The organism is Methanosarcina sp. 2.H.T.1A.6, from assembly GCF_000979455.1.
Lineage (GTDB): Archaea > Halobacteriota > Methanosarcinia > Methanosarcinales > Methanosarcinaceae > Methanosarcina.
The window spans coordinates 17,828-29,373 of record NZ_JJOY01000013.1; the positions used below are offsets into that span (position 1 = coordinate 17,828).

At 43.3% G+C, this 11,546-nt stretch carries 10 protein-coding genes and 1 tRNA gene; 9 read left to right on the top strand and 2 right to left on the bottom strand.

All coding sequences use genetic code 11. From position 1 onward, the window contains the following. Positions 1–224: 224 nt before the first annotated feature. From EO98_RS03455 to EO98_RS03485, 6 genes are all read left to right on the top strand, one after another. Positions 225–1,919 (top strand): acetolactate synthase large subunit, encoded by a 1,695-nt coding sequence (locus EO98_RS03455; protein WP_048134608.1) that lies wholly within the window; start codon positions 225–227, stop codon positions 1,917–1,919. Beyond that, complete coding sequence (gene ilvN / locus EO98_RS03460) at positions 1,919–2,404, top strand: acetolactate synthase small subunit (protein WP_048134610.1); 486 nt, start codon at positions 1,919–1,921, stop codon at positions 2,402–2,404. The genes EO98_RS03455 and ilvN overlap by 1 nt, the downstream gene beginning before the upstream one ends. Before the next feature lie 383 nt (positions 2,405–2,787). Next, positions 2,788–3,795 (top strand): ketol-acid reductoisomerase, encoded by a 1,008-nt coding sequence (ilvC, locus tag EO98_RS03465; RefSeq protein ID WP_048142423.1) that lies wholly within the window; start codon positions 2,788–2,790, stop codon positions 3,793–3,795. Between the two features lie 276 nt (positions 3,796–4,071). Further along, positions 4,072–4,614, top strand: coding sequence for a nitroreductase (locus EO98_RS03470; RefSeq protein ID WP_048142425.1), 543 nt, complete (start codon positions 4,072–4,074; stop codon positions 4,612–4,614). Between the two features lie 226 nt (positions 4,615–4,840). Next, positions 4,841–4,912 (top strand) — tRNA-Arg (locus tag EO98_RS03475). 796 nt (positions 4,913–5,708) lie between these two features. Next, the gene (locus EO98_RS03485) at positions 5,709–6,575 is read left to right on the top strand and encodes a hypothetical protein (protein ID WP_235283941.1); all 867 of its coding nucleotides are present in this window, start codon (positions 5,709–5,711) and stop codon (positions 6,573–6,575) included. Positions 6,576–6,701: 126 nt separating this feature from the next. Here EO98_RS03485 and gltA read toward each other — a convergent pair whose 3' ends face one another. After that, complete coding sequence (gltA, locus tag EO98_RS03490; RefSeq protein WP_048142432.1) at positions 6,702–8,111, bottom strand: NADPH-dependent glutamate synthase; 1,410 nt, start codon at positions 8,109–8,111, stop codon at positions 6,702–6,704. A gap of 17 nt (positions 8,112–8,128) precedes the next feature. Then, positions 8,129–8,974: a sulfide/dihydroorotate dehydrogenase-like FAD/NAD-binding protein gene (locus EO98_RS03495; RefSeq protein ID WP_048142434.1), complete on the bottom strand. Its 846-nt coding sequence runs from the start codon at positions 8,972–8,974 to the stop codon at positions 8,129–8,131. Between the two features lie 795 nt (positions 8,975–9,769). Between EO98_RS03495 and EO98_RS18190 the strand changes: the two genes are divergently transcribed. From EO98_RS18190 to EO98_RS03505, 3 genes are all read left to right on the top strand, one after another. After that, positions 9,770–9,910 carry a hypothetical protein gene (locus EO98_RS18190; RefSeq protein WP_156161007.1) on the top strand — a complete coding sequence of 47 codons (141 nt, stop codon included), beginning with the start codon at positions 9,770–9,772 and terminating at the stop codon, positions 9,908–9,910. A gap of 227 nt (positions 9,911–10,137) precedes the next feature. Further along, positions 10,138–10,569, top strand: a complete 432-nt coding sequence (locus EO98_RS03500) for a helix-turn-helix transcriptional regulator (protein ID WP_156161008.1) — start codon at positions 10,138–10,140, stop codon at positions 10,567–10,569. Between the two features lie 170 nt (positions 10,570–10,739). Continuing rightward, complete coding sequence (locus tag EO98_RS03505; RefSeq protein WP_048142438.1) at positions 10,740–11,489, top strand: arsenite methyltransferase; 750 nt, start codon at positions 10,740–10,742, stop codon at positions 11,487–11,489. The last annotated feature ends 57 nt before the right edge of the window (positions 11,490–11,546 follow it).

Below are 11,546 nucleotides of genomic sequence, written 5' to 3' on the forward strand. Positions count from 1 at the left end.
AATTGGGGATCTCTGACACTTGATACCCGGAGAAACCCTCAACCATATATAACATGATTGATTATGATGTATTTGCAGAATTCGCAATAAAAAAAGTGTGAGTGTGAGAGATAAGGTAGATAAAAAAGTATTTCTTATAAACACACCCTAACTGGAAAGGTGCTCACCTGAAATGTGAGTGTCCAGTTAGACCAAATCTCAAGAAATAAATAAGGAGATAAATAATGACAACCGGGTCAACAGAAAAAGTCAACGGCGCAAAGGCTCTTATAAAGTGCCTTGAAAAGGAAGGGGTTGACACTCTCTTCGGATACCCCGGAGGGCAGATCATTCCTTTCTACAACGAACTCTATGATTCAGATCTGCGCCACATACTCGTACGCCACGAACAGGCAGCGGCTCATGCTGCGGACGGGTATGCTCGTGCTACTGGAAAGACCGGGGTCTGTGTTTCTACTTCAGGCCCTGGAGCAACCAACCTGGTAACAGGTATTGCTACTGCATATATGGACTCAGTGCCAATTGTAGCCTTAACCGGCCAGGTACCAAGATCCCTTATCGGAAACGATGCTTTCCAGGAAGCAGATATTACGGGCATTACTCAGCCAATTACCAAGCACAATTATCTCGTACAGGATCCACAGGAAATCCCGAGGATTGTGAAAGAAGCCTTCCACATAGCATCCACCGGAAGGCCTGGCCCGGTATTAATTGATCTTCCAAAGGATGTACAGAATATAGAGATTGACTTACAATATCCTGACAAGGTAGAGCTTAGAGGCTATAAGCCCACTTACAAAGGTAATACTCAGCAGATAAAACGAGCCGCCGAAGAAATTGCAAACTCCTGCAGGCCTATAATCTACGCAGGAGGGGGAGTAATAAGTTCGAACGCTAGTGCAGAACTCATTGAGCTTGCCGAGACTATCATGGCTCCGGTTACTACCACTCTTATGGGTATAAGCTCTATCCCGACTGAACATCCTCTCTATGTCGGAATGCTGGGAATGCACGGGTGCAAATATGCAAACTATGCAATTCAGGAGTCCGATCTTATCATTGCCGTGGGAGCAAGGTTTGACGACCGCGTGACCGGTAAACTCGAGTCTTTTGCCCCCAACGCCAGGATTATCCATATTGATGTTGATCCTGCCGAGATTTCCAAGAATGTAAAGGTGCATGTCCCTATTGTCGGGGATGCAAAACAGGTACTTAAATCCCTGATTAAATATATCCAGCGCTGCAATTCCGCGGAATGGATTGAAAAGATAAATCAGTGGAAAAAGGAATATCCTCTTGGCTACAGTCAGGTGTCTACGGATGTAATAATGCCTCAGTTTGTTATCGAGCAGATATCCGAAGCCTGCAAGGACGCAATCATAGTTACGGAAGTTGGACAGCACCAGATGTGGGCGGCTCAGTTCTTCAAATACAGTACGCCTCGTACCTTCCTTACGTCAGGCGGGCTTGGCACAATGGGATACGGGTTCCCTGCAGCCATGGGCGCCAAGGTCGGCAGGCCGGATAAAACCGTTATCAATATCTCAGGTGACGGTTCTTTCCAGATGAACTCTCAGGAGCTCGCAACTGTGGTCCAGAACGATATCCCGGTTGTTACCGTGATCCTGAACAACGGTTATCTGGGTATGGTCAGGCAGTGGCAGGAACTCTTCTACGACAAGAGGTATTCCTACACCTTTATCAAGGGCAGTGTTGACTTCGTAAAGCTTGCTGAAGCCTACGGAGCTCTCGGGCTGCGCGCAGAAAAGCCGTCCGAAGTCAGGCCTGCAATCGAAGAGGCTATCAGGTCCGGCAGACCTGCTGTTGTCGACGTGATTGTTGAATGCGAAGCAAATGTCTACCCCATGGTGCCGGCAGGAGCTGCAATTAACGAGATCATTGACATGGAGGAACACTGATGAAACACACACTTGCAGTTCTTGTGGAAAATAAGTCCGGTGTGCTCTCCAGAGTGGCTTCGCTGTTCTCAAGGCGTGGATATAATATCGACAGCCTGGCTGTGGGAGTTACTGAAGACCCTGATATTTCGAGAATAACTATTGTGGTTCAGGGGGATGACCATGTGGTCGAACAGGTAACAAAACAGCTCAACAAGCTCATAGACGTTATCAAGGTCACGGATATAGGAGGTGACGATGCGGTTGAGCGGGAACTTGTCCTTATTAAGGTCGCAGCCGATGTGAACACAAGGGCAGAGATTATTCAGATTGCAAATATCTTCAGGGCCAGGATAGTGGATGTTGCCCCTAAGTCCATGACTGTTGAAGTTACAGGGGACGAAGGCAAGATCCAGGCAATTGAAAAACTTCTCCGCCAGTTCGGGATCAAAGAACTGGTCAGGACAGGCAAGATTGCACTGGTGCGCGGGTCAAAGAAGGTTTAAATATTAAGGGCAGGTAAAGAGAGGTAACTGCTCAATTATTTTCTACAGATTGGGGCAGCCGGAAGCCTTTTCAAATTCAAAAGGTCTTCTTAGACACTTTCCGGGTTTCCGGCCTCTCTCTACATCTCAGAAGGCTGTTCAGACCCAGAGACAGTAACTTTTCGAAAATCAGTTTGTTTAATTTCAGGGAAGTATGTGTGTTCGAAATTTGAACACTTCCCCGAATAATGCAGGGAATTCTCATTACATAAGTAAAGAATCAATCAGAAAAATTAATCCGTAAAATCAATCAGAAAAATTAATCCGTAAAATCAATCAGAAAAACTAATCCGTAAAATCAATCAGAAAAACTAATCCGTAAAATCAGTCAGGAGAATTTAGTAATGGCAACGATAATTTATGATAATGAAACTACCTTTGATGCACTTAAAGATAAAATAATCGCAATAATGGGCTATGGAAGCCAGGGCCACGCACACGCAAGGAACCTCCATGAATCGGGGCTCAATGTCGTTGTGGGGCTCAGGAAAGGCAGTTCCAGCTGGGCAAAAGCTGAGTCTGATGGTCTTAAGGTTATGACTGTTGAAGACGCTGCAAAAGCTGCAGATGTTATCATGATCCTCCTTCCGGACGAAAAGCAGTCCTCCGTTTACTATTCTCAGATTGAGCCCAACCTGAAATCCGGTGACGCCCTTGTTTTTGCTCACGGCTTCAATATCCACTACAACCAGATAGTGCCTCCAAAAGATGTGGACGTCTTCATGGTCGCCCCCAAAGGTCCCGGGCACATTGTCAGGAGAACTTACACAGAAGGCATCGGAGTGCCGGGCCTGATTGCAGTCTACCAGGACGCAACCGGAAAGGCAAGGGAACTTGCTATCTCCTACGCCAAGGGTATCGGTGCAACCAGGGCAGGAGTTTACGAGACTACCTTCCGTGAAGAAACCGAAACCGACCTTTTCGGAGAACAGGTTGACCTCTGCGGAGGGATTTCCTCGCTTATCAAGACAGCTTTTGAGGTGCTTGTGGAAGCCGGGTACCAGCCTGAAATGGCATATTTCGAAACCTGCCATGAAGTCAAACTCATTGTGGACCTTATCTACGAAGGCGGGCTTGAGAGAATGTGGCACTCTGTCTCCAACACTGCAGAATACGGCGGCATGACCGTTGGCCCGAGGGTCATCAACGAAGAATCTCGCGAAGCCATGTACGATGCTCTCGAAAGGATCCAGAACGGGGAATTTGCAAAAGAATTTATCCTCGAAGGCATGGTCAACCACCCTGTGCTCAAAGCCATGGAAAACCAGGAAAAGGAACACCCGCTTGAGATTGTCGGCAAGGAAATCAGGGCAAACATCCCCTGGCTCAACAAGAAAATTGATGACGACTGAGCCTTAAGTTTCTTTTTTCAGTTTTAGGCCAGGCCAGTTAGATGGTCTGGCAACTTATTTTTTTCTGGATTTTTTTCTGGATTTTTTTCTGGACTTCTTTTTTCTGGCAGCTTCTTTTTTTCCGGACTTTTTTTCGATTATTGTGTCTTTCTATCTTTTTTCGGTTTCATGAGGGTGATTCCTTACTGTTTGCCGGTAACGTTTAATAACTTGATTTTAATCTTTTAACAGAAAGTTCATAAATTTGAAATTGAAACTTCAATCCGGAGAGAAAACATGCCAGTAACAGGAGAAAGCAAAGTCATTGACACGATCCTCAACAGACGGAGTGTCCGGGAGTTTACAGACAGGCCCATCAGCAAGGATGAAATCAACACAATCCTGAATGCAGGTCGTTGGGCTCCTTCCGGGTTGAATAACCAGCCCTGGCGCTTTGTAGTTGTCAGGAACCCTGAAACCATCCATAAGCTCTCGGAATGCACGCATTATTCCAGCATCGTGGCAGGAGCCCCTCTGCTTATCGCAGCTTTCTTAGACTCCGAAAATTCGTACAACAGGACAAAAGATATCCAGGTAATAGGGGCTTCTGTACAGAACATGCTACTTGCCTGCTGTGAACTTGGCCTGGGTGCGGTCTGGCTTGGGGAAATCTTGAATCAGCATGAAAAGGTCAATTCAATTCTCGAATGTCCCTCAAAACTTGAACTTATGGCAGTGCTGGCTATCGGAGAGCCTGCTCCCGGAAAACGAACTTCTACACGGAAAGCCCTTTCTGAACTTGTGTTTGAAGACAGGTACGGGCAGAAATGGGAAGAATAAGGCCCTGAATTCAACATAAGACTCGGGCGTTTTTAAGGCAGCATGGAGAAAGTTTATTTTTGATCAACTTTCTCTAAGAATATTTATAGTTTTATTGAGGATTAAATTTATAAGCTATTTAGCACTATAGACAGCAAGTTAACTGATTACATCTTTATAAGTCAGTTGCCAGTAACTGATCTCAGCTTTATATGTCAGTCAACCGATCATAACTTTTTCACAATGAAGGTCTGTGGTGTAGAGGATATCACTGGAGCCTCCGGAGCTCCGAACCTGGGTTCGATTCCCAGCAGACCTGTAATGAATTTTTCCTGCTGAGTTTTTATAAATTTATAACTTTATGTTTGACTTTTATTGCAAAACATCAGGTTTTAAATTCCTGTCTTACCTTTTGTTTTCTCCACTTAAAAAATTCTATTTTCCCTTAATAATTTCAATTTCATTCAGGTTTAATATTATGGAAATTTTTCAGGAAATGCTCTCAGTCACGGGCAGAAAATATAAAAAGAGAAATAAAGTAAACGTATAAACAAAAAGAGAAATCTGGAAGGTTTACAACATGGCTCACGGATTTAATCGTCGCTTTCTGCGTGTAGGAAGAAGGAAACTTTCTCTGGTTCAGTTAATTCTGGTAGCGATAATACTGTATTTCCTGCTTCGCATTCTTCTGCCATTTGTTTGGACTCTGTTTTTGATCGTTGCTTTAGTTGTACTGCTGAAAGTAGTTCTTGCAAATCTTTAATTTACATATTCACATTTTTCTTTATTAATTCTATAATTTTTTATATCTGGGCCATAATATTATATTTCTCCACACCCTGTCAATTTGTCGGAATCATTATCTTAATTTTTTATAATTGGAATAACAATCAAAAAGCTTATTAGTATCTATTTTCAGTTGTTTTAATACGTCAGTATTTTTTCTTATCCAGGTGTAGAGGTCTCCTTTTCTCAATAATTTTGCTGAAATAGTTTTATCCTGCACACTGGATTCTCTATATTAAATATAATTTTGAGAATGCGAGGTAAAAATGAATATACGTAGTAAACTTTCTTTGAGTAAAGTTTTCCTGGTAATTTTTCTGGGATTTATATTGGTACTGTCTTCTTCTGGGTGTACAGGAATCAAAGATTCAGCTGCTGAAGAAATCAATACTTCCTTTTCACTTATATATAGTGCTGATTTAAAAGTTGAGAGTGCAGTTTCAGATATGGGTGAAGGCAGCTATACTTCTGCAAAGACCTATCTCAAGGCAGCAAAAGTAGATTACGAAGAGGCTTTAAAAATTCTCAATAACGCTTCTTCAGATTACGAAGAGGAAACTCAAGATATTGAAAGATATATTATTTTTTCAGAGGCTGGGCTGGATGCTGTTAGCTATTCTGAAAATCTGATTCTTGTTCTGGAACATCTTGATAAGTTTGCAGCACATCTGGATTCGGAGGACATTGACCAGAGTAGACAAGAGCTTGACAAAGCAAGTGAGGCTTTAAACAACTCTATTGTTTATTTGAGTTCGGCGAAAGAAAAAATTTTCTCTATCGACCTTGATTCAGTACCTGTAGAGCAGAAGAGTTATGTCACTGTACAAAGAGATGATCTCGAAACCAGCGAGAAAATGAGCCTGGAGTTTATGCAGATGATAAATGGAATGCATCCGTATTTGGATGGGTCTGAACATTTATTTAAAGCGGTGGAATCTCTCGAAACTGAAGAATGGGGTAAAGCTGCTGATGAGATTGCCGATTCTTCCGTTAAGTTTTCCGAATCAAAGAAAAGTCTGGAAAAGCTTAAAAATTCTGATTATTCAGAAATTTCAGTAGGAGCGATTGAAATCTGTGGAGTTCTAACACAGTTTGAAAAAGACTTGCCACATCTTGAAGCCGGCTGCAGGTATATGGAAAAAGGTCGTTATTCTCAGGCAGAGGCAGAATTCAACAAGGTTTCTTCCTATTACTAAGTTTTATTAAAAACGCAATGTAAAGAATGGTTGAGATAAAAGAAACCACAAACAAAAAATAATAAAGAAAGATTTCCAGTCTTTCTTTTATCTCACTGTCACTTTACTGTTCACTCTCTTTGTTTTTCACTTTTCTTTCAAATATTCATCAATTGCCTTTGCAGCTTTCTTCCCCGCACCCATTGCACTGATTACGGTTGCTGCACCTGTTACTATATCTCCGCCGGCAAAGACTCCGCATTTGGAGGTTGCACCGGTTTCCTCGTCAGCAACGACAGTTCCCCGCCTGTTCTGTTCAAGGCCTTCCGAGCCTTTGAAAATGATCGGGTTGGGGGAGGTGCCTATGGCAATAACTACAACATCTGCAGGCACAAGGAACTCCGAGCCTTCTACGGGGACAGGGCTTCTCCTGCCGGATTTATCGGGTTCGCCAAGTTCCATTTTTATGCATTCGACGCCTGTAACATTGAATTTCTCGTCTCCGAGGATGCGGACAGGGTTTGTCAGAAGCCTGAAGGTAATGCCCTCTTCTTTGGCGTGCTCGACTTCTTCCCGACGGGCGGGCATCTCGTCTTCTCCACGGCGGTAGACTATGCTTACCTCTTCTGCACCCAGGCGGAGAGCAGAGCGGGCTGCGTCCATTGCCACGTTTCCGCCTCCGACTACAACCACATTTTTCCCAAGCCTGACCATTGTGTCGTATTCGGGGTCATAGGCTTTCATGAGGTTTACGCGGGTCAGGAATTCATTTGCAGAATATACGCCGTTGAAGTTTTCGCCTTCGATTCCCATGAAGTTAGGGAGCCCGGCACCTGTACCCAGGAAAACAGCGTCGAAATCGTCGCAGAGTTCGTCAAGGGTCTTGATCCTGCCTATGATATAATTGGGCTTAACCTCTACACCGAGTTTTTCGATGTACTCTACTTCCTGCTGTACAATTTCTTTTGGCAGCCTGAACTCGGGGATGCCGTAACTCAGGACTCCTCCGGCTTTGTGCAGGGATTCAAAGATTGTTACTTTGTGGCCGAGCTTTGCAAGGTCTGCCGCGGCAGTAAGGCCGGCAGGGCCGGAACCCACAACTGCTACCTTCTTGCCGGTTGGAGGCATAGCTTCAGGAGACTTCACGCCTTTTTCGTGCTCATAGTCCGCGCAGAAGCGCTCAAGCCTTCCGATTGCAACAGGCTGGCCCTTCTTTCCGAGTACGCAGCGGGCTTCGCACTGAGTTTCCTGGGGACAGACGCGGCCGCAGATTGCAGGGAGAGCGTTTGTGGCTTTGATTCTCTCGATTGCCCCTTCGAAGTTTTCCTCACAGACCATTTTAATAAAGCCAGGAATGTCCACATTAACAGGGCACCCCTCAACACACTTCGGGTCCTTGCAGGTGAGGCAGCGAGAAGCTTCGGCAAGAGCATCTTCTTTCGTGTAGCCGAGAGTTACTTCATTAAAGTTCTTTCTGCGCTCTTCTGCAGGCTGCTCTGGCATCGGGGTTCTTTCTTTCTTTGCGTTTCCTGTTTTTTCTCCGTGTAGTTCTTGCATTTTTCCTCCCCTCCTTCTCAGTGCAGTCCGCACTTGCATTTATCTTCGTAGTTTTCCACAGCTTTTGCCTCTTCGCCGCGGTACATTGCAAGCCTGTTCATGAGCTGAACAAAATCGACCTTCCGGGCATCAAATTCAGGTCCGTCAACACACGTAAACTTCGTTTCTCCGTCGACCGTAACCCGGCATCCTCCGCACATTCCTGTTCCGTCTACCATTATGGCATTAAGGCTGACAAGGATTTCCACATCATAGGGGAAAGCAACCCCTGCTCCCACTTTCATCATGATTGGCGGACCTATAATTACAACCCTTGCAACCTTTTCGCCGCTGTCCAGGATCCTTTTCATGATATCGGTCACAAACCCGTGGTGCCCTTTTGACCCGTCATCGGTTGCTATGTACAGTTCGGAACTGGCTTTCTCCAGTTCGTCTTCAAGGATCAGGAGGTCCTTGTTTCGGGCTCCGATAATTGAAATTACCTTGTTGCCTGCATTTGTATAAGCCTTTGCCTGGGGGTAGATAGGGGCAACTCCTACTCCTCCTCCTACAAGAATTACAGTGCCAAGTTTTCTTACGTCGGCAGGGGTTCCGAGGGGGCCGACAAAATCCTCAAGGGAATCGCCTGCAGAAAGCTTTGCAAGCTGTTTTGTTGTCTTGCCCATTTCCTGGTAAATTACAGTAACTGTGCCTTTTTCGCTCTCAAAATCCGCAATTGTAAGAGGAACTCTTTCCCCCCTTTCATCAATCCTGAGGATTATGAACTGTCCGGCTTTTGCAGCTTTTGCCACGTCAGGGGCATCAATAACCATTCTGTGCACCGACGGGGCGATTTCTTCCTTTTCCAGTATTCTATATGCCATGAGATCACATTTTCCTGAGTAAAAGCATATTTTCTGAACAAATGAATCGATAAATTTAACTATAGCGGAGCTTCACAAAGGTTTTTCAGCTATGTGGCTTCCCGCTTGGACGTTCTCCTTATAATGATTAATGGGATATATATTCGACTCTGTTCCAAAATCTAGTGATTTTTATATTTCTTGATTGAAATTCTGAATTCGCAAGAAGAATCAGGTCTTTAATCAAAATCAATATTCGAGATCTAAAGACTTCAATCCAAAATTCTTCTCACGAGAATTGTAACCAATCATAAAATCCAGTGATTTTCAATTTTCATTCATCACTGGATTTAGGTACTGAGTCATATATTCTCCCAAATAATTTTAATAATTCTACCTGGTCTGCACTATCTTTTTAGTTAAATTATAAATGCCTGCCTTTTTGACATCTTTTTTGAAAAAGAACTACCACTTTTTCAGGTTCTTTTATCCTTTTCACAAAAATTTAATAAATCTGGCGGGTGTAATGAAATTAAGGGAAAATTCCCAAACTCGGCTGATCCGTGGGTTGGATTGGTAGAAAGGAGGGGTAATCAAAAAGGTACTGCAAACTATGGCCATAGCTGAAGCTGTAGATTCTAACATCCTGAAGAAAGGAAACGTCCATTCTGATGGTGTACTGGTAGAATGGGATCTTTTTCTTTTTTGAAGGCAAAATAAAAAGACAGCATGAAGTTACGAAATTGCTGAAAAGAATCTTTCCATAAATAAATGAATAAATAAATGAATAAATAAATTATAAAAGGAGTTGGGTATATGCCGGAAGAACGAAGAGAAGGGGAAAAGGGAGAAAAACTGGAGAAGAAAGAAGGAGAAGAGGTTGCAGACGTCGATCCTATTCATCCAACCGAAGCGCGGGGCGGCAAGAAAAGGTCGCTTCTTGATACCTGCAAATAACCTTAATACCTTTTCATTTTTTGAAGTGAACTAAGTTAATAGAGGATGTTATGGATATTAAGGAATATTAGTAGATATTAGTGGATATTAGGGGATATACTGGTCCCATTCAGCATCAGTGTGTCCTACTGGTCTCATCCTGCACCTGTTTTTCATGTATCTTTAACTCCTACTACCCATCTTTTCATTAAATATATATGGTCATATGCGCATATACTCATATAATCATGCTTGATAGCAAAGTAAAGTTCTTTAAAGCTCTCGGAGATGAGACACGGCTTACTATTCTTTCTTACTTGCTGGAGCACAGTTACTGCGCCTGTGATTTTTCTTCCCTTACAAAAAAGGACCAAACAACGGTTTCAAAGCACCTGAAGGTTCTTGTCGAAGCTGGAATTTTAAAGTACGAAAGAAAGGGACGAAACATCATCTACAGCATTAAAAACGAGGAGATCGGGCGTTTGCTTGAATCTCTTGGAATCAGGGATATAAAGCCCTGTTGTAATGGGCAGCAGGTTTCCAGATTTTGTTCTACGGATAAAACTGAAAACCGAATCACCAATATCATTAACGTGAGAACTAATTATCTAGCTGAAAACAAAGCTACGGATAAACCAACTGAAAATAAATCTCAAGATAAAAAAACCAATCGAAAATAAACCTCAAGATAAAAAACCAACTGAAAATAAACCTCAAGATAAAAAACCAATCGAAAATAAATCTCAAGATAAAAAACCAACTGAAAATAAACCTCAAGATAAAAAACCAATCGAAAATAAATCTCAAGATAAAAAAGGAATATCTGAAAAATAAGGAATGGGGTAAAAGAATGGATGCCACTGAAAAAAAAGAAGTTATCAAAAAGAAGTATCAGGAAATTGTAACTTTAGGGGGCTCTTGCTGTTCTGGCGGTGGGTGCTGCGGTGATTCGAGCTCAGCAGACCTTTCTAAATCTTTTGGCTATTCGGAAGCTGATGTTCAGGCTGTTCCGGATGCAAACCTGGGTCTTGGCTGTGGCAACCCTACAGCTTTTGCGGAACTGAAACCCGGCGATATTGTCCTTGATCTGGGTTCAGGTGCGGGATTTGATTGTTTCCTTGCTGCACAGAGAGTCGGAAGCTCAGGAAAGGTTATTGGAGTCGATATGACTCCTGAAATGGTTGAAAAAGCACAGGCTAATGCCCAAAAATATGGATATTTAAATGTTGAGTTCCGCCATGGGGATATTGAAGCTCTTCCGGTTGATGATAGTTCGGTGGATGTTATTATCAGCAATTGCGTGATTAACCTGGCACCGGATAAAGAAAAGGTTTTCAGGGAGGCCTTCCGGGTGCTGAAGCCAGAAGGCAGGATGTATGTTTCGGATATGGTCCTCCTGGCTGAGCTTCCCGAAGATCTTCAAAATGACAAAGAACTGCTTGCAGGCTGTGTCGCTGGCGCTGTATTAAAAGAGGAGTATCTGAATCTTTTAATAAAGGCAGGGTTTTCGGTTAAAATCCTGGCTGAAGATTCGGATATAAGTAAAAGGCAGTACGGAGGTCTGCCAGTTGAAAGCCTGAAATTAAAAGCCTGGGTATGAGAAGAATTTATATAACGAAGCGTAAAACCTCCATGTCTTAGCATAGGGTATATCAGC